The sequence below is a fragment of the uncultured Sphingomonas sp. genome (genome assembly GCF_913774285.1).
Taxonomy (GTDB): Bacteria; Pseudomonadota; Alphaproteobacteria; order Sphingomonadales; family Sphingomonadaceae; genus Sphingomonas.
Genome location: NZ_CAJYHX010000027.1, coordinates 24160 through 50133 on the forward strand (window position 1 = coordinate 24160; position 25974 = coordinate 50133).

At 68.2% G+C, this 25974-nt stretch carries 23 protein-coding genes; 9 read left to right on the plus strand and 14 right to left on the minus strand.

What is annotated here, in order from left to right; all coding sequences use genetic code 11:
• The first annotated feature begins 13 nt into the window (after positions 1-13).
• Together QZ670_RS14040 and QZ670_RS14045 are read left to right on the plus strand one after the other, a co-directional pair.
• The gene (locus QZ670_RS14040) at positions 14-1015 is read left to right on the plus strand and encodes a beta-eliminating lyase-related protein (protein ID WP_294256483.1); all 1002 of its coding nucleotides are present in this window, start codon (positions 14-16) and stop codon (positions 1013-1015) included.
• Positions 1012-1929 (plus strand): EamA family transporter, encoded by a 918-nt coding sequence (locus QZ670_RS14045; RefSeq protein WP_294256485.1) that lies wholly within the window; start codon positions 1012-1014, stop codon positions 1927-1929. The genes QZ670_RS14040 and QZ670_RS14045 overlap by 4 nt, the downstream gene beginning before the upstream one ends.
• Here QZ670_RS14045 and QZ670_RS14050 read toward each other — a convergent pair.
• From QZ670_RS14050 to QZ670_RS14060, 3 genes are read right to left on the minus strand one after another with little or no spacing between them, the layout of a single operon-like run.
• Positions 1839-2666 carry an NAD(P)-dependent oxidoreductase gene (locus QZ670_RS14050; protein ID WP_294256487.1) on the minus strand — a complete coding sequence of 276 codons (828 nt, stop codon included), beginning with the start codon at positions 2664-2666 and terminating at the stop codon, positions 1839-1841. The two genes, QZ670_RS14045 and QZ670_RS14050, sit on opposite strands and share 91 nt — an antisense overlap.
• Complete coding sequence (locus QZ670_RS14055; RefSeq protein ID WP_294256489.1) at positions 2663-4267, minus strand: M28 family peptidase; 1605 nt, start codon at positions 4265-4267, stop codon at positions 2663-2665. Before QZ670_RS14055 ends, QZ670_RS14050 begins: the two co-directional genes overlap by 4 nt.
• Positions 4268-4273: 6 nt before the next feature.
• A complete protein-coding gene (locus QZ670_RS14060; RefSeq protein WP_294256491.1) occupies positions 4274-5926 on the minus strand; it encodes a M28 family metallopeptidase in 1653 nt (550 codons plus the stop codon).
• A 190-nt stretch (positions 5927-6116) separates the two neighbouring features.
• Here QZ670_RS14060 and pepN point away from each other — a divergent pair, with 190 nt between their 5' ends.
• Complete coding sequence (gene pepN / locus QZ670_RS14065; protein ID WP_294256493.1) at positions 6117-8705, plus strand: aminopeptidase N; 2589 nt, start codon at positions 6117-6119, stop codon at positions 8703-8705.
• A complete protein-coding gene (locus QZ670_RS14070) occupies positions 8705-10213 on the plus strand; it encodes an AarF/ABC1/UbiB kinase family protein (RefSeq protein ID WP_294256494.1) in 1509 nt (502 codons plus the stop codon). The genes pepN and QZ670_RS14070 overlap by 1 nt, the downstream gene beginning before the upstream one ends.
• Before the next feature lie 155 nt (positions 10214-10368).
• Here QZ670_RS14070 and QZ670_RS14075 read toward each other — a convergent pair whose 3' ends face one another.
• Positions 10369-11991, minus strand: a complete 1623-nt coding sequence (locus QZ670_RS14075; protein ID WP_294256496.1) for an alkaline phosphatase D family protein — start codon at positions 11989-11991, stop codon at positions 10369-10371.
• Between the two features lie 269 nt (positions 11992-12260).
• On the opposite strand from QZ670_RS14075, the gene QZ670_RS14080 reads away from it, so the two are divergent.
• Positions 12261-13808, plus strand: coding sequence for a hypothetical protein (locus QZ670_RS14080; RefSeq protein ID WP_294256499.1), 1548 nt, complete (start codon positions 12261-12263; stop codon positions 13806-13808).
• Here QZ670_RS14080 and QZ670_RS14085 read toward each other — a convergent pair.
• The 3 genes from QZ670_RS14085 to QZ670_RS14095 are packed head-to-tail and all read right to left on the minus strand — an operon-like array spanning position 13745 to position 16394.
• The gene (locus tag QZ670_RS14085) at positions 13745-14944 is read right to left on the minus strand and encodes a glycosyltransferase (protein ID WP_294256500.1); all 1200 of its coding nucleotides are present in this window, start codon (positions 14942-14944) and stop codon (positions 13745-13747) included. The genes QZ670_RS14080 and QZ670_RS14085 overlap by 64 nt on opposite strands.
• 8 nt (positions 14945-14952) lie before the next feature.
• Positions 14953-15471 (minus strand): DUF2141 domain-containing protein, encoded by a 519-nt coding sequence (locus QZ670_RS14090; RefSeq protein ID WP_294256502.1) that lies wholly within the window; start codon positions 15469-15471, stop codon positions 14953-14955.
• Positions 15468-16394: a hypothetical protein gene (locus tag QZ670_RS14095; RefSeq protein WP_294256504.1), complete on the minus strand. Its 927-nt coding sequence runs from the start codon at positions 16392-16394 to the stop codon at positions 15468-15470. The genes QZ670_RS14090 and QZ670_RS14095 overlap by 4 nt, the downstream gene beginning before the upstream one ends.
• On the opposite strand from QZ670_RS14095, the gene QZ670_RS14100 reads away from it, so the two are divergent.
• Together QZ670_RS14100 and QZ670_RS14105 are read left to right on the plus strand one after the other, a co-directional pair.
• Entirely contained in the window at positions 16381-16581 is a 201-nt protein-coding gene (locus QZ670_RS14100) for a hypothetical protein (protein WP_294256506.1), read from the plus strand. The genes QZ670_RS14095 and QZ670_RS14100 overlap by 14 nt on opposite strands.
• Positions 16582-17676, plus strand: a complete 1095-nt coding sequence (locus QZ670_RS14105; RefSeq protein WP_294256508.1) for a glycosyltransferase — start codon at positions 16582-16584, stop codon at positions 17674-17676. It begins immediately after the preceding gene.
• Here the strand turns inward: QZ670_RS14105 and QZ670_RS14110 are convergent.
• The 7 genes from QZ670_RS14110 to pyrE form a co-directional block, all read right to left on the minus strand.
• Positions 17661-19727, minus strand: coding sequence for a TonB-dependent receptor (locus QZ670_RS14110; protein WP_294256509.1), 2067 nt, complete (start codon positions 19725-19727; stop codon positions 17661-17663). The genes QZ670_RS14105 and QZ670_RS14110 overlap by 16 nt on opposite strands.
• Positions 19720-20361 carry a maleylacetoacetate isomerase gene (gene maiA / locus QZ670_RS14115; protein ID WP_294256511.1) on the minus strand — a complete coding sequence of 214 codons (642 nt, stop codon included), beginning with the start codon at positions 20359-20361 and terminating at the stop codon, positions 19720-19722. The genes QZ670_RS14110 and maiA overlap by 8 nt, the downstream gene beginning before the upstream one ends.
• Before the next feature lie 4 nt (positions 20362-20365).
• The gene (locus QZ670_RS14120; RefSeq protein ID WP_294256513.1) at positions 20366-21463 is read right to left on the minus strand and encodes an AI-2E family transporter; all 1098 of its coding nucleotides are present in this window, start codon (positions 21461-21463) and stop codon (positions 20366-20368) included.
• Positions 21460-22350 carry a signal peptidase I gene (gene lepB, locus QZ670_RS14125; RefSeq protein WP_294256516.1) on the minus strand — a complete coding sequence of 297 codons (891 nt, stop codon included), beginning with the start codon at positions 22348-22350 and terminating at the stop codon, positions 21460-21462. Before lepB ends, QZ670_RS14120 begins: the two co-directional genes overlap by 4 nt.
• Positions 22350-22763 (minus strand): holo-ACP synthase, encoded by a 414-nt coding sequence (gene acpS, locus QZ670_RS14130; protein ID WP_294256519.1) that lies wholly within the window; start codon positions 22761-22763, stop codon positions 22350-22352. Before acpS ends, lepB begins: the two co-directional genes overlap by 1 nt.
• Before the next feature lie 157 nt (positions 22764-22920).
• A complete protein-coding gene (locus QZ670_RS14135; protein WP_294256521.1) occupies positions 22921-23649 on the minus strand; it encodes a pyridoxine 5'-phosphate synthase in 729 nt (242 codons plus the stop codon).
• Positions 23646-24230 (minus strand): orotate phosphoribosyltransferase, encoded by a 585-nt coding sequence (gene pyrE / locus QZ670_RS14140; protein ID WP_294256523.1) that lies wholly within the window; start codon positions 24228-24230, stop codon positions 23646-23648. Before pyrE ends, QZ670_RS14135 begins: the two co-directional genes overlap by 4 nt.
• A 171-nt stretch (positions 24231-24401) precedes the next feature.
• On the opposite strand from pyrE, the gene coxB reads away from it, so the two are divergent.
• Complete coding sequence (gene coxB / locus QZ670_RS14145; protein ID WP_294256524.1) at positions 24402-25514, plus strand: cytochrome c oxidase subunit II; 1113 nt, start codon at positions 24402-24404, stop codon at positions 25512-25514.
• Positions 25515-25517: 3 nt separating this feature from the next.
• On the plus strand, positions 25518-25974 hold a 457-nt coding region (locus QZ670_RS14150), incomplete at its 3' end, for a cbb3-type cytochrome c oxidase subunit I (RefSeq protein WP_294256526.1).

Genomic DNA, 25974 nt, shown 5'->3' on the forward strand with positions numbered 1-25974 from the left:
CAAGGGTCTGGCCATGCGCTTCTTTTCGGACAATGCCGCCGCCGTCTGCCCGCCCGTGCTCCAGGCGCTGGTCGACGCCAACACGCTCGACACCGCCTATGACGGCGATGCCTGGTCGAAACGGCTGGACGGCGCCTTCTCCGACCTGTTCGGCACCCAGGTGCGGGCGCTGTGGGTGCCGACCGGCACCGCGGCGAACTGCCTGGCACTGACCGCGCTGTGCCCGCCGCATGGCGGCATCGTCTGCCACCGCGATGCGCACATCAATTGCGACGAGGGCGGGGCGCCGGAATTCTACACCCACGGCGCCAAGCTGCTCACCGCCACCGGGCCGGGCGCGAAGCTGACGCCCGAGGCGATCCATGCGGTGATCGACCCGATCCGCAACGACGTGCACCAGGTGCAGCCGCACGCCATCTCGATCACCAACGCCACCGAATATGGCCTGGTCTACACGCCCGACGAAGTCGCGGCGATCGGCGACCTCGCCAAGGGGCGCAAGCTGGGCTTGCATATGGACGGGGCGCGCTTCGCCAACGCCGTCGCGCATCTCGGCTGCCATCCGGGCGACGTCACCTGGCGCGCCGGTGTCGATGCGCTGAGCTTCGGCTTCGTCAAGAACGGCGGCATGAGTGCCGAGGCGCTGGTGTTCTTCCGGCCCGAACTCGCTGACGTTACGCTCTACCGCCGCAAGCGTGCGGGGCTGCTTTTCTCCAAGGGGCGCTATCTCGCCGCGCAGCTGCTGGCGATGGTGGAGAACGATGTGTGGCTGGCCAATGCCCGCGCCGCCAACGCGGGCGCGCGGCTGCTCGCCGAGGCGGCCGGCGACCGGCTGGTGCACCCGGTGCAGGCGAACGAGGTGTTCCTGAAGGCGAACCCCGCCGAAGCCGAAGCCCTGCGCGCGCTGGGCTTCGACTTCTACGACTGGGCCGAGGGCGAGGTGCGTCTCGTCACCAGCTGGGACCAGGCCGAAAACGCGATCCAGCCGCTGGCGCAAGCGATCGCAGCGCTTTGATCAGCGCCGACACCCCCCGCTCCGCCCGGCTGACGGTCCTGATCCCCTTCCTGCTGGTGACGCTGATCTGGGGCTCGACCTGGCTGGTCATCAAGGACCAGTTGGCGGTGGTGCCGCCGAGCTGGTCGGTGAGCTATCGCTTCCTCGTCGCCGGGGTGTCGACGCTGCTCTGGGCGGCGTTCCGGCGCGACCGGCTCCTGCTCGACGCGCGCGGCCTCGCCTTCGCCGCCTGCCTGGGGCTCGCCCAGTTCGTGCTCAACTTCAACTTCGTCTACCGCGCCGAATCGCACGTCACCTCGGGTGTCGTCGCGGTGGTCTATGCGCTGCTGCTGGTGCCCAACGCGATTCTCGCGCGCATTTTCCTCGGCCAGAAGATGGGGCGTCAGTTGCTGATCGGTTCGATCGTGGCGATGGCGGGCGTGGCGCTGCTGTTCCTCCACGAGGCCCGGCTCAATCCGGTCGGGCCGCACGAGGCGCTGCTCGGGATCGGCATCGCACTGGCGGGCGTGCTCTCCGCCTCGGTCGCCAACGTGATGCAGGCGACCGGCACCGCCAAGGCCTATCCGATGGCGACGACGCTCGGCTGGGCAATGCTGATCGGATCAGCGCTCGATGCGGGCTTCGCGCTCGCCACGGTCGGCCCGCCGGTGATCGAGACGCGGCCCGCCTATCTGCTCGGCATCGTCTATCTTGGCGTGATCGGCTCCTCGATCACCTTCACCATCTATTTCCAGCTGATCCGCACCATCGGGCCGGCCAAGGCGGCCTATACCAGCGTGCTGATCCCAGTGATCGCGATGCTGCTGTCGACGCTGTTCGAGGGCTATCGTTGGTCGCTGCTGGCGGTGGGCGGCGGCGCGCTGGTGCTGGTCGGGCTGGTGCTCGCCTTGAGGGCGCGCAGGCCCAACCGGTAATCGGCGTAGCGCGGCCGCCAGCCGAGCAGGCGCTTCGCCTTGCCGTTCGCCACCCGCCGGTTCTCGGCATAAAAAGCGCGCGAGGCGGCGCTGAGCTCGACCTCGTCGGGCGTCACCGCCGGGCCAGGATCGATGCCGAGCAGCTCGGCGGCATAGGCGAGCACCTCGGCCTGCGGCGCGGGCAGGTCGTCGGCGAGATTGTAGGCGCCGGGCGGCCCCTCGAAGGCCGCGATCACTCCGGCGACGAGATCGTCGACATGCACCCGACTGAACACCTGGCCGGGGAAGTAGACGCGAGTCGCCCCCGCCGCCATCCGCTCCAGCGCCGAGCGCTCGGGGCCGTAGATGCCTGGCAGGCGGAAAACATGCGCGTTGGGCAGCGCCCCCCAGCCGAGATCCGCCTCGACCCGGCCGCCGCGCCGCCCCCGCAACGGCGCGCTTTCGTCGACCCAGCCCCCCCCGGTATCGCCATAGACGCCGGTGGAGGAGAGATAGCCGAGCCACTTGCCGCTTGCCGCGAGATCGGCGCCATAGGCGGCGAGCACTGGATCGGCATCCCCCGGCGGGATACTGGAGAGGATGTGCGTCGCTGCCGCGATTTCTGCACGGGTGCGTGGCTGGTCGTCGAAGGTCGCGCGGGTCACCGTGGCGACCTCGCCGCCCCCGGCCTGCACGGCCGCCATCAGCCGAGACGCGGTATAGCCAGGGCCAAACACCAGCAGGCGGACGACGCTCACTGCACGCTCCCGAACAGCATCCCGAAAAAGTCGCCTTGGTTCCAGCTCGGCCGCGCGTCGCCGTCGGCGAGCGCCTGCACCGTCGCCAGCCCGACATGCTTGTATTTCACCGCCGAATTCCAGTCGAACGGCAGGTCGATCTGGTCCGACGGCTTGTGGTAATTCCCGTCGAGGAACTTGCGCGCCGCCACCGCACCGGTGCCGCCGGGGCCGGTGTCGATCGACACCGCCGGAATGCCCGCCTGCACGAAGCTGTAATGGTCGGAGCGGACGAAGAACATCTCGTCCGGCTCGGGATCGGGCACCACGCCCAGCCCCTCGGCCTTGGCCGCGGCGGCGACCACCGGGCCGATGCTCGATCGCTCGCCGCCCAGCACGACGAGGTCGACCAGCGGATAGGTAAGGATCGGCATGTCGAAATTGACGTCCGCGACGATCGAGCCTTTGGGCACGGTCGGGAAATGCGCGAAATAGTCAGAACCGATCAGCCCCTTCTCCTCGGCGGTGAGCGCCACGAACAGCAGCGAGCGGCGCGGGTGCTTGCCGCTTTCCTCGATTGCCTTGGCGATCTCCAGCAGCATCGACACGCCGATGGCATTGTCCATCGCGCCGTTGTAGATCGTGTCGCCCTTCACCGGCTCGCCGACGCCGACATGGTCGAGATGGGCGGAGAGCACCACCGTCTGCGCCTTGAGCGTGGGGTCGCTGCCCTCGATCCTGCCCACGACATTGTGGCTGTCCCGCGTCGACAGACGCGTCTTGCTCGCCACCGCCAGCGTGCCGGTAAGCGCACCCGTCGGCATGCGGCTGCCGCGCGTCTGCGCGGCGAGCACGTCGGACCAGCGGATGCGCGCGCCCTCGAACAGCTTGGCCGCGCCGGCCTGGCTCACCTGGCCGACGACCGGGGCTTGGAGGGACACGGCGTTGGCGACGCCGTCCGGCCCCGCCCAGCCGGTGCGCGGATAGGCATAATAGGGCGCGAACTTCTCGACGCTGAAGTCCTTGGCCCGCGCGATCGTCTCGACGATCAGCACCGCCTTGGCGCCGCGCGCCGCCGCCAGCCGCGCCTTCTGCCCGTCATCGCCGAAATGCGCGTTGACCTCGTTGGGCAGACCCTTGGGGGTGCCGTCGAGGATCGCGACGATCTTGCCGCGCACATCGAGCCCCTTGTAGTCGTCGCGCTTCCCCTGCGGGTAGACGATGCCGTAGCCCGCAAAGACGACCTCGCCTTCCGTCTTGAAGTCGGGTGACGAGGGCACCGGCTCGTTGACGAAATCCTTGCCGAACGCGAACGGCACGTCCTTGCCGCCGCGCTTCAGCGTCCACACCGCCTTCTCGGCCGGACGGTAGGTGACGAGCTTGACCGGCTGGAACCAGCCGCCATTCGCGCCCGGCTGGAGCCCGATCGCGAGCATCCGCGCCGCAACATATTCGGCCGCCACATCGAAGTCGCGCGTTCCCGCCTCGCGACCGCGCAGCGCATCCGAGGCGAGGAACTGGACATGCGCCTTGATCGCCGCCTGTTCGGGGGTGAGCGGCGGCGCCTGCTGCGCCAGCGCGGGGCCGGCGAGCAGGAGCGGGGCAAGCAGCGCGCGTTTCACCAGGGCTTACTTCGCGCCGGGACCGTCATAGGTGACGCCGAAAAAGTCGCCCTTGTTCCACACCGGCCGTTCGTCGCCGTTCGCGATCGCGTTGGCGATGCGGAAGTTCACGTCGACGAAGCGCACGCCCGACTGCCAGTTGATCGCCGGCTGCTGGTCGATCTGGTCCGAGGGCTGGTGGTAATGGTTCTTCATGAAGTGATCGATCGCCGCGCGACCTGGACCACCGGCACCCGGCCACAGGAACACCGAGGGCACGCCCTTGCGGACGAAGTTGTAATGGTCCGACCGCACGAAGATATTTTCGCCGGGCAGCGGATCGTCGGACATCTTCACGCCGATCTCGGCCGCCGCCTTGGCGACGATCGGCCCCAGCGTCGAATGGTTGGCGCCGTAGACCACGATATCCTCGAACGGATAGGTGATGATCGGCATGTCGAGGTTCACGTCGGCGACGATGCTGTTCTTGATCGTCGGGTTGTTGGCGAAATAGTCGGAGCCGACCAGCCCCTTCTCCTCCGCCGTCACCGCCAGGAACAGGATCGAGCGGCGCGGCTTGGTGCCGGCTGCCTTGAAACGCTTGGCTTCCTCGATCAGCGAGGCGGTGCCGATCGCGTCGTCGAGCGCGCCGTTGTTGATCGTGTCGCCCTTCGCGTCGGGCTTGCCCACGCCGATATGATCGAGATGCGCGGAGAGCATGACGACTTCGCCGGCCAGCTTGGGATCGCTGCCCTCAATCAGGCCCGCCACGTTGAAGCTCGGCATCGGGGTGAGCACGGTCTTGGTCGCGATCGTCAGCGTGCCCGGCAGCTGGAGTGCCTTGAAGGTCGCGCCGTCGACCGCCGCGGCCTTGGCGATCGCCGACCACGGCGTCTTCGCGCCGGCGAACAGCTTCCCGGCGCCCGCCATGCTCAGCAGGCCGAGCCCCGGCACGCCAGGTGCTGCGATATGGCCGGTGCCATCGGCGTTGCCCCAGGTTACGCGCGGCCGGTTGGCATAAGCGGCATACATCGCGAAGGGCCGCGTCTTGGCGGTGAGCGGCGATTCGAGCGTGATATAGCCGATCGCGCCGTGCTTCTTCGCGATCTCGGCCTTGGCCGCGGGGTTCTGGAAGTGCGCGCCTTCCTCGCCGGGGAAGCTCGACGGCGCGCCGCCGAAAAAGGCGACGATCTTGCCCTTCACGTCGACGCCCTTGTAGTCGTCACGCCCCAGCCCGACGATGCCGTAGCCGACGAACACAACCGGTGCGGTGACGCTGTATTCGGGCTTTTCGGGGTTGGCGCCGACGATGAAGTCCTTGCCGGCTTCGAGCGCCACGGGCGCCCCCTTGCCGCGGCCGATCGACATGGCGCCGGTGCCGTCGAGCTTGTAGCTGACCAGCGGCACCTTCTGCAGATAGCCGCCGTCATCGCCCGCCGGCTTGAGGCCCGCGGCGTAGAATTGCGACGCCACATAGTTCGCCGCGATCTCGAACTCCGGCGACCCCGCCTCCCGGCCCTTCAGCGCGTCGGATGCCAGGAACATCACATGGCTCTTCAGCGCCGCCTGGTCGGCGGGCAGCGGCGCGGTAATGACGGCGTTCCGCTCGGCCGCGGTCTGGGCGAGTGCGGGCGACGCCGCGACGAGGAGAAGAGCAAGCGGCGCAGTCGGTCGAAGCATCGGGTTTCCCTGTTGATCGCAAGAATATTTCAAGCCTAGCAGGGATGAAGGGGCGGTCAATTCCCACCCTCGCGCCGCTTGATACATTCCGATGCCGTAACGGCATGTCGAAACACGAATGATGTTTCCGACCAAGGTAATCGAGAGAATAGAGTAGCAGGCGCGACCGCTTGTCCTATATCGAACCGGTATGAGTGACGCCCGCATCGCCGCCGCAGCTCCCCAGGCCATTCGCCGTGAGGATTATCGTCAACCCGACTGGCTGGTCCCCGAGATCGCGCTCGATTTCGATCTCGACCCCGCCGCGACCCGGGTGCGCGCCACGCTCCACGTCACCCGCAACGGCGCGCATGATCGCGCGCTGGTGCTGAATGGCGACGGGCTCGAAGCCGCTGCGGTGAAGGTCGACGGGGTCGCCGCGCAAAACTGGCGGATGGATGGGCAGGATCTGGTGATCCCGCTCACCGGCGATGCCCACACGATCGAGACCGAAGTAGTGATCGCGCCCGAGCGCAACACCCAGCTGCAGGGTCTCTATGCCTCGTCGGGGATGCTCTGCACCCAGTGCGAGGCCGAGGGCTTCCGCCGCATCACCTTCTTCCCCGATCGGCCGGACGTGCTGTCGAAGTACAAGGTCCACATGACCGCGGACAAAGCGCGCTTCCCCGTGCTGCTCGCTAACGGCGATCCGATCGCGCAGGGCGATGCCGAGGACGGCCGTCACTGGGCCGAATGGCACGACCCCTTCCCCAAGCCGAGCTACCTGTTCGCGCTGGTCGCGGGTGACCTCGTCGCCAACACCGGCAGTTTCACGACCATGTCGGGCCGCGAGGTGCAGCTCGGCATCTATGTCCGCGCGCCCGACCTGCCCAAGACCGACCACGCTCTTCACGCGCTGAAGCTCAGCATGAAGTGGGACGAGGAGGTCTATGGCCGCGAATATGATCTCGACGTGTTCAACATCGTCGCGGTCGACGACTTCAACTTCGGCGCGATGGAGAACAAGGGGCTGAACGTCTTCAACAGCCGCTACATCCTCGCCGACCCCGATACCGCCACCGACTGGGACTATGACGCGATCGCCGCCGTGGTCGCCCATGAATATTTCCACAACTGGTCGGGCAACCGCGTCACCTGCCGCGACTGGTTCCAGCTGAGCCTGAAAGAAGGCTTCACCGTCTTCCGCGACCAGAGCTTCTCTGCCGACCAGGGCTCGGCCGCGGTCAAGCGGATCGAGGACGTGCGCTCGCTTCGCGCCAGCCAGTTCCCCGAGGATGCCGGTCCGCTCGCGCATCCCGTGCGCCCGGACGAATATATCGAGATATCCAACTTCTACACGGCGACCATCTACAACAAGGGCGCCGAGCTGATCCGGATGATGGCCACCATCCTGGGGCCGCAGAAGTTCCGCGCCGCGACCGATCTCTATTTCGATCGCTTCGACGGCACCGCTGCCACCTGCGAGGATTTCGTCGCGAGCATGGAAGAGGCAGGCGGCGTCGATCTCGGCCAGTTCCGCCGCTGGTACAGCCAGGCGGGCACGCCGCGCGTCTCGGCCAACCTCGTCCAGGACGGCGGCACCACCCGCCTCGCGCTTGCCCAGACCGTGCCGCCGACGCCGGGCCAGCCGGTCAAGGAGCCAATGGTCCTGCCGCTCAAGATCCGCCTGTTCGGCGAGAAGAGCGGCGCGCCGCTGACCGACGAGCAGCTGGTGCTGCTCGACAAGCCCGAACAGGAACTGCGCTTCGAGGGGCTGCCAGAGCGTGCAGTGCTTTCGATCAACCGCGGCTTCTCGGCGCCGGTGATCGTCGACGCCAATCGCAGCGCGGCGGACCTCGCTTTCCTCTCGGCGCATGACGACGATCCGTTCGCGCGCTACGAGGCGATGCAGCAGCTGATGCTCGACACGCTCGTCGCCGCGGTGACCACGGGCAAGGGCGAGCATGGCGCACTGATCGACGCCGTCCGCAACACGCTGACCGATCCGTCGCTCGACCGCGCCTTCATCGCCGAGGCGGTGCTGCTCCCTTCGGACAGCTTCATCGGCGACCAGATGGCGGTGGTCGATCCGGACGCGATCTTCCGCGCCCGCGAAGCCCTGCGCGCCGATCTCGGCAATCTGCTCGAGGCCGAATGGCGCGCCGCCTATGAGGGCGCGCGGGCGAACCGCTTCGAATATTCGCCGGCCGCCAAGGGCGCGCGCCGCCTCAAGAACGTGGCGCTCGGCTATATCGCCGCGAGCGGTGCGGCCGATGCGGCGGAGCTCGCCTATGCCCAGTTCGAGGCGGCGGACAACATGACCGATCGTCAGGGCGGCCTCGCCACGCTGGTCAACGGCACCTCGTCACTGCGCGAAAAGGCCATCGAGGCCTTCTACCAGCGCTATGCCGGCAACGCGCTGGTACTGGACAAGTGGTTCCAGACCCAGGCGCTGTCCTCGCGCGAGGATACCCTTGCCGCCGTCGAGAAGCTCGCTCGGCACCCCGACTTCACGCTGGCCAATCCGAACCGGGCGCGGGCGCTGGTCGGCGCGTTCAGCATCAACCAGCGGGCGTTCCACGAGCCTTCGGGCCGCGGCTATCGCTTCGTCGCGGACCAGCTGATCGCGCTCGACAAGCTCAACCCGCAGACCGCCGCCAAGCTGGTGCCGCCGCTCGGCCGCTGGAAGCGCTTCGACGCCGATCGCGCGGCGCTGATGCGCGGCGAGCTGGAGCGCATCGTCGCCAGCCCTGGGCTCAGCAAGGACATGTTCGAGCAGGCCACCAAGTCGCTCGACTGATGCTCCGGCTGCTCACCGCCACGGTCCGCGACTCCGCCCGGGTGCGGACCGTGGCGGCCGTGGCGGCGCGGTTCGGGCTGGGCGTTCTGCTGGAGCGGCTCGGCTTTGCGGGAGAGGCCGATGCGGCCGATCCCGAAACCGGCGCGCTGCCGCTCCCCCGCCGCACCCGGCTGGCACTGGAAGCGCTGGGCCCGACCTACGTGAAGATCGGCCAGATCCTCGCCACCCGCGGCGACCTGCTGCCGCCCGAGTGGATCGCCGAACTGGAGCTGCTCCAGAGCGCCGCGCCGACCTTGCCCTTCGAGGCAATCCGAGCCGAAGTAGAAGCCGCCCTCGGCATGCCGCCGGAAGAAGCGTTCGCCTGGTTCGATCCTCAGCCGCTGGCCGCCGCCTCGATGGCGCAGGTACACCGCGCGCGGCTGGCCGACGGCCGCGAGGTGGTGCTGAAGGTGCGCCGCCCCGGCATCCGCGCGGCGATGGAAGCGGACCTTCGGCTGATCGGCGAGCTCGCCGCGCTGGTCGCGAAGAGCAGCGCGGAGGCACGTCGCTTCGAGCCGGTGGCGCTCGCCCGCCAGCTTCGCCAGGCGCTGCTCGAAGAACTCGACTTCACCAACGAAGGCCGCAACGCCGATCTGCTGCGCGTCGACATGGCCGACAACCGCCGCGTCGTGGTGCCGGAGATCCATTGGCAGTGGACGTCCGAAACGCTGCTGGTGATGGACTATATCGCCGGCGTGAAGCCGGTATCGGGCGAAGCGCTGCGGACCGCCGGGATCGATCCCGAAGCCATCGCCGAGCTGGGCGCCGATACCGTGATCGCGATGGTGCTGGTCAACGGCCGCTTCCATGCCGATCCGCATCCCGGCAACCTGCTCTGCCTGCCCGGCGACAGGCTGGCGCTGCTCGACCTCGGCTCGATCGGCCATGTCGGGCCCAAGCGCCGCGACGAGTTCATCGCCTTCGTGCTCGCGCTGACCGGCGGCAACGCGCGGGCCCTCGCCGACACGCTGGCGCTGTGGAGCGAGGGCCATGACGTGCTCCGCCGCACCATCGACCGCGCGGCCGAGGCGATCGTCCAGCGCCATGGCGGGGGCAAGCTCGTCCTGTCCGCGATGATGCCCGATTTCCTGCGGCTGCTGCGCGAGGAAGGGCTGGTGCTGCCACCGGACCTGCTGCTGGTGTTCAAGGCGATGGTGACGATGGACGGCGTGCTCGATCGCATCGCGCCGGGCTTCGACCTGTCCGGCGCGATCGGGCGGGCGCAGGTGGCGCTGCTGGCGAACCGATTCGGACCGGCGCGAATGGCGGCGAGTTCGGCGGCGTTGGCGCTGGCACTGGTGGAGCTCGGCGAGGACGCGCCCCGGTTGCTGCGCACGGCGGCGGCAAGACTGGAGGCGCCGGTTGTGGATACCGGGGTTGCCATGGCGATTACCAAGGCGGGCGGCTGGATCGCGACGGCGCTGATGGCCGGCGCCACGCTCGTGGCTGCAGCAGTCTGGCTAGGCTAGTCTCCTGTATCCTCCCCCGCCCGGGGGAGGTGGCGCCGAAGGCGACGGAGGGGGAGGATGCCAGAACGGAAGCAGTTTTGCGTCCTCCCGCTCCGACCCGCTTCGCGGCCCACCTCCCCCTGGCGGGGAGGGTGCGCTCTCTTCTATTATTCGCGTTACGCCATCACGTTCCGGCCGCGCTGCACGATCGCGCTGTGCCCCACGCTCGCCTTGAGGCTGCGCTCGGCCACCGTCTCCACGAATACCCAGTCGTTACGCGCCTGCTCCGGCGTCAGCGTCAGCGCCATATAGCCGCGGCGGCTGGTGTCGCACCATTTCAGCTCCGGGTTGGCGTTCACCATCGCGGCAGCGATCACCTTCGGATCCGTCTTGAGTGCGCTTTCGAAGCCCGGCGAGGTCACGGCCTGCCCCGCGAACTCGACACCCGCCGCCTTGCCGTCCTGCGCGAGGTCGAACGCCCAGGCATTGTGGCTGTCGCCGCACACCACCAGCAGGTTGGCACCCATGCTCTGCGAGGACTTCAGGAACCGCGCCCGCGCAGCCGGATAGCCGCCCCAGCTGTCATAGCCGAGCGGCAGCCCCAGCTTGCCCGCGAGCACGCCCGCCTGGACATAGGCCTTGGCGCGCGGATTGGCGTCGGGCGCCAGCCAGTCCATGGCCGCGGCGGGCGTCGACAGATTGCCCATGATCGTGCCGAAGCCGACCACCTGCCAGCGCTGCCCCGCCTTCACCGAGCGGCGCATCACATGGTCAAGCCACACTTCCTGCTCGCTGCCGAGCATGGTCACCGCCGGATCGTGCCAAGGTCCGTCCCGGAAGGCGGTGAGCGCCTTGACGGGGTCGGCCTCCTTGAACAGCGGCGCGACTTCGGGCTGCTGGCTGCGTGCGAGCAAGCGGCTCTCGGTGCGGAAGAAGGTCGCCAGCGTGCCGATCTCGTAGGTGCCCCAAGGCGTCTCGGAGACCGGCATCCATTCGCGGAACACCTGCATCGCCGCCGCCTTGCGCGCGCTCCAGTCCCCTTCCTGGTCCGGCTGGTGGTTCTCGGCACCGCCTTCCCAGCTGTCGTTGGCGCTCTCGTGATCGTCCCACTGGACGAGCATCGGCTTGGCGGCATGGAGCGCCTGGAGATCGGGATCGGCGCGGTAGCTGGCGTAGCGCAGGCGATAGTCCGCCAGATGGATCATCTCGCCCGCCGGCTCGGGCCAGCGGCCGCCGATCGCGCCGCCGGCGGGTGCATAGCCGCCCTGCTTGTACTCGTAGAGATAGTCGCCGAGATGCACCCACAGGTCGATGTCGTCGCGCGCGGCGGCATGGCCATAGGCATTGAACCAGCCGAACGGCAGGTTCGAGCAGGAGAAGACCGCAATGCCGAAGCGGCGGGCGTCGCCCAGCGGCAGCGTCTTGGTGCGGCCGACGGGCGAGAAGCTGCCGTCGGGTGCCACGAAGCGGTAGAAGTAGCGCGTGTCCGGTGCGAGGCCGGCAACGGTCACCTTGGCGGTATGGTCGCGCCAAGGGCCGGTGATCTGTTCGCCCTCGGCGACGATGCGGGTGAAGTCGGCGGTGGTGGCGATCTGCGCGCGCAGCTTCACCGCGCCGCCATCGCCAGGGACGTAGCGCGTCCACAGCAGCATCGTGTCCGGCCCCGGCTCGCCGCTCGCCACCGAATGGGTGAAGCCGCGCGCGGTCGCTTGCGCGAGCGCAATGCCGGGTAGGGCGAGCGCGCCGATGCCCAGGGTTCCGGTGAGCAGCAGCGCGCGGCGGTCGAGTCGAAGAGTCATTTGGTCGCGTCCCTTTTTCGGTCGAGCGCTCCCTGCCGCGGCTAGGTGTCGGGTTCGTGACAGCGGCGCAAAGCTGGGCTAGGCATTTGAGCGAATCGGGTTTTCGGGGCGTGACAACTGGGGGAACGCACCCTGCCGAGCGGGAAATCCGCCGGCGGCACGGAGACGAAGGCGCACGTGAAAGCATTCCCAACCGCGCCGGGCCTCGCCCGGTCGCCTCGCCGCATGACTGCGGCTCCACCCTCCTTGGCGCGCAGCATCGCCCGCTGATGGCAACGCGTATCGCTTCCCTCGGCATTGCCGAGCCGAAAGCTGGCTTCGCCGCCGCAGCGGCAGCCCTGCCGCGCTGGATGGCGCTGCTGGCGACAGCGGTGGCCGTGCGTGCCGTCACCTTCGGCAATCCGCTGGTCGCGGTGGACGAGCAATTCTACTGGGTCACCGCCCAGCGTCTGCTCCACGGCGCGCTGCCCTTTGTCGACATCTGGGATCGCAAGCCCCTCGGGCTGTTCCTGCTCTATGCCCCCGCGGCGGCGCTGGGCTTGCCCTGGGGCATCCTCGCCTATCAGTTGATGGCGCTCGCCTGCGTGGTGCTCACCGCCGGCATGATCGCGCGGACCGCCGACCGGGTGGGGTGGGGCTCCGGCGCGCTACCGGCTGCCTTGCTCTACATCCTGATGCTCAACGTGGCGGACGGCCAGGGCGGGCAGGCGCCGGTCTTCTACAATTTGCTCACCATGGGCGCAGTCGCGCTGCTGCTACCGCGGGCCGACGATCGCGACGGCGATCCGATGCGGATCGGCCGCAACCTGCTGGCGATGCTGCTGATCGGGCTGGCGCTGCAGGTGAAGTACACCGTGCTGTTCGAAGGGCTGTTCCTCGGCCTGTGGCTGCTGCGCCGCGAATCGGTGCTGGGTGCCAACCTCCATCATGTCGCCCGGCGCGGCCTCGGCTATGCCGGCATGGCGATGCTGCCGACATTGCTCGCGGGCGGCGCTTATGCCTGGCTCGGCTATCTCGATGCCTGGACCTATGCCAATTTCGGCTCGATCCTCGATCGCCGGAGCGATCCTTTCATCGACCTGGTGGGCGCTTTCTTCGAAGTGATGGTGCCGCTCGCGCCGCTGCTGGTGCTGAGCGGCCTCGGCTGGGCGCGGCTGCGGCGCGCGGGCGGGCCGAACTCCGCCGAGGGACTATTGCTCGGCTGGCTGGTCGCGGCGATGGTCGGGCTGCTCGTATTCGGCTCCTGGTTCCCGCATTACGCGCTGCCCGTGATGGTACCGGGCAGCCTGTGCTGCGCCGCCTTCTTCACACAGGACCAGATCGGTCGCCGCCTCGTCGCGCCGATCCTGCTCGCGGTGGCGCTGATCGCCGGCACGATCTGCGTGCTCGCTGCCCAGGCCAAGCGCGGCAACGCCGCCCAGCTGGCGACGATCGCCGACGCGATCGGCCGGGGACCGGGCTGCCTCTACGTCCAGTCGGGCGACTCGATGCTCTACGGCGCCACTGGCCGCTGCGCGCTGAGCCCCTGGCTTTTTCCCAGCCATTTGTCGCGCGAGCGCGAAAACGGCGCACTTGGGGTCGACCAGATCGCCGAGGTGGACCGCATCTTCGCCCAGCGCCCCGCCGTGGTGGTGATGCGCACGCCGTTCCGCGGCGAGCGGCTGGCAATACGCGCCCGCGTCCAGCACTATCTTCACCGCCTTGGCTATGTCACGCGCGGCACCTATTGGATCGGCACGGTGCCGACCACCGTCTATGCCGCGCCGGAGATGCCCTCGGCGGCACCGCCGCGCCGGGCGGCCAGCAAGCCGGCATAATAGTCCATCAGCGCAGCTGCGTGATCGGCGTCGCTGCGCACCTTGGCGGCGCCAACCCGTGCAGCGTGGCGCAGGATCGTCTGGTCGCGCGCGAACAGCCGCCGGATCGCATCCGCAGCGGAGAGCGTATCGCGCGCGGCATAGGTTTCGGCGAAAGGCGGCTCGGCGATCTCGGCGAACCCGCCCTCGTCGGGCCCGATCAGCGGCAGCCCGGACGCAAGCGCCTCCCAGACGACCAGCCCGAAAGGCTCGGCATCCGATCCGTGGATCAGCGCGTCGCAACTGGCGATGATCCGCGACAGGCGCAGCCGGTCATAGACCGGACGGAAGATGCGGATGTGGGGACTGTCGGCGATCAGCGCCTCGAGCTGCGCGCGCTGCGGCCCGTCGCCGAGCAGCATCAGCCCCACCGGCAGGTCGTTCGCTGCGGCTTCCACCGCCTCGATCACCAGCGGCCAGCGCTTTTCCTTGTGCTGGCGCCCCAGCCCGAGCAGCAGATGCCCCTCGGGCGGCAGGCCCAATTGGGCGAGCAGCGAGACGCGCAGCTTCTCGTCGCGCAGATCGGGGGAGAACCAGCCCCGGTCGATCCCCAGCGGCACCGACGCATCGACCTTGAGCCCGCGCCGCTCGAACCTCTTGGCGAGCGCGGGTCCGTTGGTCACGAACGCGTCATAGTGCGCGAGGAAGCGCGCCATGTACTTGGTGTACCAGCCGAACGCCTGCTCGACCTGAAGCGGCGTCGCGACATTGTCGAGCCAGCGCTGCGGATAGGTGCCGACCAGGTCGCCATGCGCGAAATAGACCTTGAGCGCGTCGCCCTGCCAGCGCCCCACCGTCCAGGCGGGCAGCCAGGGCGAGCTGTTCTCGACGATATCCGGCTTGAGCCGATCGAGCGCGGCCCAGACCGGCTCGTCCTTGACGAAGATGCGGTAGTTGCGGTCGAGCAGCAGCGGCGGGGCCTTGATCCAGTGGATCGCGCCGCCGCCGGGCCTCTCCTCCACCGCATTCTCGGCGCCGGGGGCGACGACGATCAGTTCGTGGCCCAGATCGGCCATCAGGCCCATCTTGCGATCGAGATAGGTGCGAACGCCGCCGCCGGTGGGAGAGTAGAACTCGTTGACGTCGACGATGCGCATGCGGTTCCTCAATCTAGCGGGCTGAACCCTCCCAGGCCGCGCAGATACTGCGCCCGAATGTTCACCGTAGTCACTCCGTTCCCGACGCGGACCATCGCCTGACGCAATTTGGGACGACTGCGCCCCAGGCGCTGGTTCGACGGGAAGCCGGCACCGTCGGACCAGAAGTTGAACTTGTTCTTGCCGTCGCGATCATGGGTGAACAGCACCGCATATTCGCCCGGCCCTGGTACGCGGATGCACAGGATCACCGCGCCGGAAGGCGGCGTGTTCGCCCAGATGCGGCGGAAGGTCTTGCCTTCCTTGATCAGGTCGCGGTCGTCCTTGAGGAAATCCTCCTCGGTCGCCGGATACAGCTCCAGCTTGAGGCGGCCGGTGCGGTCCTTGAGGCCGGTGATCTCGGCTTGGATGGCCGGGCCGCGGCCGCTGGTGCAGGCACCGGCGTCCTCGCCCAGCGTCTGCGCAAGCGCCGGCTGCGCGGTGGCAGCAGCAAGCAGCGTCGCAGCCAGAAGGAGGGTGCGCTTCATGCGGATTTCCTCGTAAGCAATGCGTGTAGGCCGAAGCCCGCGATCAGGATCATGTGCGCGACCAGCGAGAGGCCGGCGATCAGCGCCATCAGCTCGGACAACGCCTCGCCCTGGCCGATGATCATGATCGCGAAGCTGGCGAACAGCAGTTCCTTGTTGGGCACCAGTGGCAGGCGCCAGGCAAGCAGACGCCCGGCGGAGAGCAGCAGCCAGATGCCGATCGAAACCTGCGGCATCGCGAAATGCCAGGCGAAGGCGATCAGTACCGAGCTGGTGATGATGCGCACGCAATGGATGCCGAACACCCACCACAGCTCGCCGCGGGGCAGCGAGAAGACGCGCTTGGAAAAGATCAGGAAGGGTAGCGACATCGCGAAGATCACCGCGATCGAACCCATCAGCGTGTTGAACTCGGCGGGTTTCAGCAGGTCGATGCCGAAGGGCAGCGCCATCGCCACCACCGCGAGCGTCATCGCATTGCCCGCGATCGCGGAGAGGATCGTCACGTCCTTCACCGCGCCGAACGGCGCCGCGACCATCTGGGTGCGCTGGCGTGCCCAGGCATAGAAATAGGCCTCGCCCGAATAGCCGAGCAGCACTTCGTTCGCGATCCGCTTCTTGTGCAGCGCGATCATCCCATCGATCGGGATCCGCCACAGCTTGCGGAAGATGATATAGTCGAACGTCGGCGAGCCGAGATAATAGAGCACGAAGACGAGGTAGAAGAGCGGGTTGGTGGGCATCGCCCGCGCCAGCCCGGCCAGCCCGCCGCCGAACAGCTCGCGCGCCAGCCCCGCCACCATCAGCAGGGTGAGACCCGCGCCGAGCCACATCGGCCAGCGACGCTTGATCTTCTCGACGGGCTCGAGCCCTGCAAGATCGGGTGCAGCCGGGATCGCCGCTTCGGCCATGTGCGTGTTCACCGAAGCCTCCCCAGCCTGCCTGTTCAAACCGTTCAAAAGCGCCACCGACAAGACCGAAACATTCACTCACTTCCCGCGTTTCGACGTTTCCCCCATCCGGGTCGCGTCGCGCGACGCTAGGCTTTCCCAAGACATTGCGGTTTATTCCGGCAGCGATTTGGGCTTTAGAAAGGCAAACCGCAAGTAGATGCTGTACCGCTCTCCCCCCTCCACGCCACTCCATATTCTGGCGTTCGCAGAGACTCTGCAGGGCGGCGGCGTTGAACGCGCGCTGCTGCGCATGGCGGCGGGATGGCTCGAACGGGGACATCGGGTAACGCTGGTGCTTGGCGCGTGCGAAGGCCCGCTGGCGGCCGAGCTGCCCGCCGACATCGAGCTCATCGAGCTGGGCAGCCCGCATTATCCGATTCTGATGCAGCTGCCGCGCGTGGTCCGAAAGGTCGATCCCGACGTGGTGTTCTGCCCGGGCAACTATTACACCGCCGCCGCGGCAATGATCCGCCTGCGGCTCGGGCGCGACTGCCCGCCGATCATCGCCAAGGTGTCGAACGCGCTGGTGCGACCCGAAATGTGGCGGATGGTCGCGTGGGGCTATCATCGCTGGCTGCGCTGGCACCCCTCTTTCCTCGATCACGTCGTGGCGATGACCCCGGCAATGGCGCGCGAGGCGATGACGGAAATGGCCTTGCCCGCCGATCGGGTGAGCGTGATCGCCAACCCGCCGGCCGAACGCATCGTCGATGCCGCGCCCATCGCATTGCCGCAAGGCCGCTACATCGTCGGCGTCGGCCGGCTGGAGTCGCAGAAGCGCTGGGATCGACTGATCGACGCGCTGCCGCGGCTCTCGGATCCGAAAATCCGGCTGCTGCTGCTCGGCGAAGGCAGCGCCCGTGCGCCGCTGGAGGCGCAGGTGGCGCGGCTCGGCCTCGCGGACCGGGTGACGATGCCGGGCCATGTCAGCGATCCGCTGCCGGCACTGAAGCACGCAACCGTGGCGGCGCTGACCTCGGACTATGAGGGCGTACCCGGCGTCGTGCGCGAGGCGCTGTCGCAAGGCACGCCGGTGGTCGCAACCGAGGCGAGCGTGGCGGTGCGCGAACTCATCGACTCGCCGGTGCTCGGCACCGTCGTCCCGCGCGAGGACGGGGATGCGCTGGCGGCGGCGCTCGACCATTGGATCGCTCCTGGCCGCCCCCGCCCCGCACCGCGCGCGGACGAGGGTGATCCAGTCGGCGACTATCTCGCACTGTTCAGCCGGCTGGCCCGTCAGCGCATCGCATAGCGCAGGCCGATCCACAGCGTGCGCGGCGTCGCCCGTTCGATCACGTTGCCGCCGCTGATCCCTGCCTGCACCTCTTCATCGAACAGATTCTCGGCACGTCCCTCGATCCGCAGCGCGCGGGTGACCGGCACGCCGAGTGTCGCGTCGACGGTCCAGGCCGAATCGAGCCGGGCGCTGTTCTGGTCGTCCTCGAACCGTTCGCCAGCATAGCGCGCCGTCACCGAAGCATTGGCCAGCGCCGTGCGCCAGGCGAGGGTCGCTGATCCCTGGAAGCGCGGCGTCTGCGCCGGGCGCAGTCCGTCTAGGGACGCGGCCGCGCCCGAGGCGTGTACGCGGCTGTCGGCATAAGCCCAAGACCCGGCTAGGCTCCAGGCACCCAGCGTCCATTTCCCGTCCAGTTCGATGCCCTTGGCCTCGACGGCATCGAGATTCTGCCGCTGGCGATAGGCGCCGGCCGCCGAGACGAAGCCAACGCCCGGGAAGGTTCCGGGCCCGCGTGCCAGCGTGACATTGGCGATCGCGCCGTCGAGCCGGTTCCAATAGCCGGTAGCACGGAATACGAAGTCGGGCGCGGGCCGCAGGTCCACGCCCACTTCCCCGCCCCATAGCCGCTCAGGGTCAAGCCCGGGGTTGGCGGCGGTGGCGTCGGCACCCGCCCGGAACGGCCTGTAGAGCTCGTTGAGCGTCGGCAGGCGCCACCCGCGATAGCCGGCCGCGCGCAGCGTCACCGGGCCCATCGAATAGGCGGCACCCAGCCGGCCGGTAGGCTCCCAGCCATGCCGGTTGGCATAGCGCGAATCGGTGAGCACCGGGCCGGCGGCGAGGGGCGCCTCGAACAGGCTGCCCTCGTAGATCGTCCAATGGTCGAGGCGGCCGCCGGCATCGAGCGTCCAGCCACCGCCGGTGTAGCTGGCATTGGCGAAGCCGCCGGTGGTTAGGCTGGCACCGCCTGCGATTCGCCGCCGCGTCGGATTGGTGCCGGCAAAGGTATAGAGTTCGCGTGTCTCGCCAGACACGCGACGCAGATCGCCGCCCAGTCGCAGCGTGACGCCCCCACCCACCGGCGGCGCGACTTCGATCCGGCCGCCGATGCCGGTTGCCGGGACCTCCTGCTGCACGACCGGACTCACCGTGTCGCGTGCGGCGGAGATGCTGGCGAAGCCGCTCTCGAACTGCCGCACCTGCAGATAGGCGAGCGCCGACCAGCCCCATTCGCCCTTCTGCCCGTTGCCGCGCTTGACCAAGCGCACGCTGGCATCCGCGCCCTTGCTCAGCACATCGGTAAAGGCGGTGCCGCGGTCGCGCTGGTCGGTGAAGCCCGAGAGGTTGGTCTGAAGCTCGGTGCCGCCGCCGACGTCGGTGACGCCACGCACGGCGACGCTCGCCTGCTCATAGGGCGCCGCACGATCGACGCGGCCGGGGCTCACGATCGGCACGAAGCCGTCGCTGCGGCCATATTGCCCTGCCACCGTGAAGAAGCCGCTGCTTACCGGTACCGCAGCGACGGCATTCGCGTCGACACTGTTCCGGCTGCCGTAGAAAGCGCCGACGTTCAGCAAGCCTAGCTCGGCGGGACTGCCGCTCTCCAGCTCCACCGTACCTGCCAGCGCGCCCGGCCCGGCAAAGCCGCTGCCGCCGCCCCGCGTGACACGCACACCGGCGAGACGGCCGGGCATATATGCCGGGAACGGCACCCAGCCGCCGAACGGATCGGTCTGCGGCACGCCGTCGAGCAGCAGCAGCGCGCGGCTCGAGGCATTGCCGCCCAGCCCGCGCAGCGTGATGCCCTGGCTGGTCGGATGCGCCGAGGTTGACGTCGAGCGGCGGAACTGGGCGAGGCCGGCCACATCGGCCAGCACGTCCTCGATCCGGTTGCTGGCGGTATCGGCCAGGCGGGCGCGATCGATCGTCACCACGTCATAGGCGGCATCGCCCGGCGGCACGTCGAGCCCGCGGCCGGTGACGACGATCTCGTCCTGCGAACGATCCTGCGCGGCGGCCGGCGCCGCCACGCACAGCGCCGCGACCGCGCATCCCAGTTTCTCAAGCATGTGGTGCGACGGTATCCGGATGGGCGGCGACGAACGCCGGATGGGAGATAGCAGCCGCTTCGGCGCGGCGCAGCAAAGGATAGGCATCCAGCGGCACGGCGAAGCGCCGGGCGTTGAACAATTGCGGGACCAGGAAACAGTCCGAGATGTCGGGTGCGGCACCGCCGAGGAACGGGCCGTCGCCGCCCGAGTTGCGCACCATCGCCTCCAGCGCCGAAAAACCCTCGGTCATCCAGTGTGCCGTCCAGGCCGAGCGGGTCGCCGCATCGGCGCCGACGCCATGCTCCAGATGCCGCATCACCCGCAGATTGTTGATCGGGTGGATATCCATCCCGATCACCATCGCCCGCGCCAGCGCATCGGCCCGCGCATCGGGGTCGGCGGGAATGAGCCGCGGCTCGGGATAGCGCGCATCGAGCCAGTCGAGGATCGCCAGGCTCTGGGTGAACACGCGCCCGTCCGCCTCCAGCGCCGGCACCAGCCCCTGCGGGTTGCGCGCGAGATGTTCGGGGCTGCGCTGGGCGTTCTCCAGCAGCGGAATCTCGTGCCGCACATGCTCCACCCCCTTGAGGGCGAGCGCGATCCGCACCCGATACCCCGCCGAGGAGCGGAAATAGTCGTGCAGCACGAGCATCGGCTCAGTCCTTTTCGGAGTCGTCGTCGCTTTTGGGCTTCTTGCCGTTGAGCCGGGCGTTGCTCTCCAGCGCCACCTTGATCATCGCTACCATCGGATCGGCGAGCGCCAGCCCGAGCACGCCGAACAGCGTGCCCGAGAGGATCTGCGAGGACAGCGTCAGCGCCGGCGGCAGGTCGACGGTGCGCTTGGCGACCATCGGGATCACGACATAGCCGTCGAAATTCTGCACGGCGAAATAGATGACGATCGCCCAGATGCCGGTTTCCTGCCCCGCACTGAAGCCCACCGCCGCCATCAGCACGCCCGAGATGATCGCGCCGACATTGGGGATGAAGGCGAGCACGCCGGTGATGATGCCGAGCAGCAGCGCCATCGGCACGCCCGCGACGCTGAGGCAGATCCAGGTCAGCACACCCTCGAACAGCATGCCGAGCAGGCGCCCGGCGAGCAGCCGGCGCATCGTCGTCGCCATGCCGCCCAGCATGTGGGCGAAGGCGTGGCGCTGGTCGAGCGGCACCATCCATTGGAGACCACGCTCATAGATGCGCGGCTCCAGCGCGATGAACAGGCCGAGGATCAGGATCATGATCATGCTGGTCACCGCGCCGATCGCGGTGCCCACGGCGCTGGTCAGCTTGCCCACCGAACCCAGCGCCTCGCGGATCATGCCGTTGATGTCCGACCGGCCGGGCATCAGCCCCATGTCCGAAGCCCAGCGGGCTACCCGGTTGGCCTGCGCCTCCAGCGTCGTGCGCAGCTGCTCCGCCTGCTCCGAGATCTGCATGCCCGTCCGGTAGAAGACGAGGCCGAAGAACGCGAAGACCAGGATCAGCACTAGGCCGATGCGCAGGCCGCGTGGGATCGGCAGTACCTTGCCGAGCAGCCGCGCGCCGCCATCGAGCATCGAGGCGAAGACGAGACCGGCGAAGATGATCAGCAGCGGCTGGATCAGCAACACGATCAGCGCGATGCCGACGGCCATGCCCAGCCAGACGGCCGCCTTCTTGAACTCGGCGCGGGTGGCGGGGTCGCGAAACTCGTTCGGGCCCGGCTCGCGCACGACGCGGACGTGCGCGGACTCCAGCGGATCGTTGCTCATTTATCCTCGTGGGTAGGGTGCAGCGAAATGCCGAACCGATCCCCGCGGAAACCCGTGAACCACGTCAGCGGGTTCCATGTCGACGAGCCATCGCGCGAAAAAGTGATGAACTCGGCACGCCCGCCGATATTTTCCCACGGCACCGGCCCGCCGAGCCCGCCCTGTTCGAGGCTGAAGCGGCTGTCGGCGCTGTTGTCGCGGTTGTCGCCCATCAGGAACACATGGTCCTTGGGCACGACGGTCGGCGGGAAATTGTCGCCGGCGGAGTCGCCCAGGTCGGCGACGTCGTAGCTGGCGCCGTTCGGCAGCGTCTCGCGGAACAGCGTCAGGCTGCAATAGGCCTTGCCCTGGTGGACGACGCGGCGGCCGTCGTAGAAGATCGATCCGCCGCGCTCGGGATCGGGGTCGCAGCGGGTGTTGCCGTCGATCGGCACCAGCCGTTCGCCCAGCGGCTCGCGCGGGACGACCTTGCCGTTCAGCCAGACGATGCCGTCACGGACCGCGATGGTGTCGCCGGGCAGGCCGATCACCCGCTTGATATAATCGGTGCTATGCTGCGGCGGCGTGACGATGACGATGTCGCCGCGCGCCGGCAGCCGGCCGAGGATGCGCCCGGGGATCGGCGGCAGCAGGTGGAAGGTCGGCGTGACGAAGGAATAGCCGTAGGGATATTTGCTGACGATCAGCTGATCGCCCACCCGCAGCGTCGGCAGCATCGATTCCGACGGAATATAGAAGGGCTTGGCGATCAGGCTGTGGAAGGCCAGCACCCCCAGCACCAGCCAGACGAGGCCGCGCACTTCGGCCCACCAATCGGTCCCCTGGCGTGTGGCGCTCTGGCGTCGCTCGCTCCGCTTGCTGCTCAACGCCAGTTCGTCCGCCCCCATCACATATCCTTTTCCGCCGGCACGGCCTCGATCATCACCATCGCGAACGCCCAGGGCATGTCGTCCGTGAGCGTCAGGTGCACCTTGGCCACGTGTCCCGGTGGCGTCATGGCGTCAAGTCTCGCCTTGGCCCCGCCGGTCAGCGCGAGCGTGGGTGCGCCAGACGGTGCATTAACCACGCCGATATCCTTCATGAACACGCCCCGGCTGAACCCGGTTCCGACCGCCTTGGAAAATGCCTCCTTGGCCGCAAAGCGCTTGGCGAGCGTCGGGGCGTAATTGTGCGGGCGCTTGGCGGCCTTGGCGAGCTCGACCTCGGTGAACACGCGCTGCTCGAACCGGGTGCCGTAGCGATCGAGCGAATTGCGGATCCGCTCGATATTGCACAGGTCGGAGCCGAGACCGAGGATCACAGATCCCTCTCCCGCCTGCGGGAGAGGGAGGGAGCCGCCGCAGGCGGCGGAAGGGTGAGGGTGTGTGGGGCGAGCGAGCAGGCCGGCCGATGTGAACCCGACTCACCCTCACCCCGACCCTCTCCCGCAAGCGGGAGAGGGAGAAGGCGGGCAAGCCTCACCGCGCCGAGTCCATCAGCGCGCGCATCCGCTGCACGACGGGCCCGAGCCCGTCGAAGATCGCCTCGCCGATCAGAAAATGACCGATGTTGAGCTCCATCACCTGCGGGATCGCGGCGATCGGCACCACGTTATCGAAGGTGAGGCCATGTCCGGCATGCGGCTCGATGCCGTTGCGCGCCGCCAGCGCCGCCGCGTCGGACAGACGCTTCAGCTCGACCGCGAGATCGTCGCCTTCCAGCTCGGCATAGCGGCCGGTATGCAGCTCGACGACCGGCGCACCGAGCCGGATCGCCGCGTCGATCTGGCGGGCCTCGGGTTCGATGAACAGCGAGATGCGGCTGCCATTGTCGCGCAGCTTGGCGACCATCGGTGCGAGCAGGTCGAACATGCCCGCTGCGTCCAGCCCGCCCTCGGTGGTACGCTCCTCGCGCTTTTCGGGCACGATGCACACGGCGTGCGGGCGATGCCGAATCGCGATCGCCAGCATCTCCTCGGTCGCGGCCATTTCGAGGTTGAGCGGCACGGTGAGTTCGGTCGCCAGCCGGGCGATGTCGCCGTCGGTGATGTGCCGGCGATCCTCGCGCAGATGCGCGGTGATGCCGTCCGCGCCCGCTTCCGCCGCGAGCAGTGCCGCGCGCACCGGATCGGGATAGCCGCTGCCGCGCGCGTTCCGCACGGTCGCGACATGGTCGATATTGACCCCGAGGCGCAGCTTGCCGGTCATGCGGTGATCGCCCGGCTCCCCGGCTTGATCGCCGGGATCGCCGCCAGCTCGGGGGGCAGCTGATCGGCCGGATAGGCCGGCACGTCGAGCTTGGTCAGCGAAATCAGCGGCACGCCCACGTCCGCCTTGCCGTTCGAGCGATCGACGATGCACGCCGCACCCAGCAGCGTGCCGGGATGCTTGCGGATCGCGGCGATGCACTCGCGCGAGGAGAGCCCGGTGGTCACGATGTCCTCCACCATCACCACGCGTGCGCCTTCGGGAATCTCGAAGCTGCGGCGCAGCTGGAACTCGCCGTCCTCGCGCTCGACGAACACCGCCTTGCAGCCGAGCGCGCGCGCCGTCTCATAGCCGGGGATGATCCCGCCGATCGCGGGGGAGACGACGATGTCGACCTCGCCGAAGGTCTCGCGAATCAGCTTGCCGAGCGCGCCGCACACCCGCTCGGTGCGGACCGGATCCTCGAAGATGCGCATCTTCTGGAGAAATACGGGAGAGCGCAAACCCGAAGACAGGATAAAATGCCCCTCAAGCAACGCGCCTGCGTCGCGAAATTCGTCGAGGATGGCGTCTCCGGTCAATGTCTGGGCTCCTGAAGTCTGTGCTGGTTCGATCCTTTAAGTGGCGGGGGCTGCTACCGCAACCGCACGCGAAAAAGGTTGAGCATGGCCTTTTCCCAGCTATACCTTTGGTACAAAGGGCCGCTAGGATGCCCCGGTTGTGCGTTCCTGGAGAGGGGTGACAACACCATTATGCGCAGTTTCTTGGTACCGACGATCCTGCTGGCCACCGGGCTGGCCTTCGCTTCTCCGGGACTGGCGCAACCCGCCGCCCCGGCTCCTGCCGCGTCGCCGGCCGCCGCTGCAGCGCCTGCCGCACCCGCTCCCAAGGTTGCCGACCCGACGCTCGATGCCGCGGGCAAGCCGCTGCACACGGCCGTGCCCGGCACCGGCGAGCCGGTCGACAAGGCCTATTACCTCCAGCAGCAGGTGACGCCGACCGGGCAGGAAGCGCACTGGTTCCACAACACCATCCTGCTGCCGCTGATCACGATCATCTCGATCTTCGTGCTGCTGCTGCTGGTATGGGTGATCGTCCGCTACCGCCGCGCGGCGAACCCGACGCCGTCGCGCACCAGCCACAATACCGCGATCGAGATCGTCTGGACGCTGGCGCCGGTGCTGATCCTGGTGGCGATCGCGATTCCCTCGATCAAGCTGCTCGCCGCGCAGTTCAAGCCGGCCCCCAAGGGCGCGGTGACGCTGAAGGCGATCGGCAACCAGTGGTTCTGGTCGTACGAATATCCGGACAACGGCAACATCCAGCTGACCGCCAACATGCTCAAGGAAGAGGGGCAAGTCGGCAAGGGTCAGCGCTATCGCACCGATGCCGACGGCCCCCGCCTGCTCGCCACCGACCAGCGCGTGGTGCTGCCGGTCGGCGTGCCAATCCGCCTCGTCACCACCGCGACCGACGTGATCCACAGCTGGGCAATGCCCGCCTTCTGGATCAAGCTCGACGCGATCCCCGGACGGCTGAACGAGACCAGCTTCGTCATCCAGAAGGAAGGCGTCTATTTCGGCCAATGCTCCGAACTGTGCGGCGCGCGCCACGCCTATATGCCGATCGCGGTCGAGGCGGTGAGCCCCGCCAAGTTCGCGCAGTGGGTCGCCTCGAAGGGCGGCACCATGCCGGGCGCCGCGGTCGAGCCGGCCAGCACCACCGCCATGGGCAATGACGCGACCGACGCCACCGCCAACGGCGCGATGGAGAAGGCCCCCACCGTCGACGCCACCGCCACTCCGGCACCGTCCAACAAGCCTGCGACCGCGAACCCCGCCGGCGCCGGCAACACGGGCAACTGAGCCATGACCGATACCGCGCTCCCCTACACCGCCGCGCACGATCACTCGCACGCGGAGCATGACGCCGATCACAAGCCGAGCTTCTTCGCGCGGTGGTTCATGTCGACCAACCACAAGGACATCGGCACGCTCTACCTAATCTTCGCGATCTTCGCCGGGATCATCGGCGGTGCGATCTCGGGCATCATGCGTGCCGAGCTGATGCAGCCGGGCATCCAGTATCTGCCTTGGTGGGTCGCCAAGCTGCACGGCGAAGGCACGTTCGACGAGGCGATGCACTTCTGGAACGTGCTGATCACCGCGCACGGCCTGATCATGGTCTTCTTCATGGTCATGCCCGCGATGATCGGCGGGTTCGGCAACTGGTTCGTGCCGATCATGATCGGCGCGCCCGACATGGCGTTCCCGCGCATGAACAACGTGTCCTTCTGGCTGCTGATCCCGGCCTTCACCCTGCTGC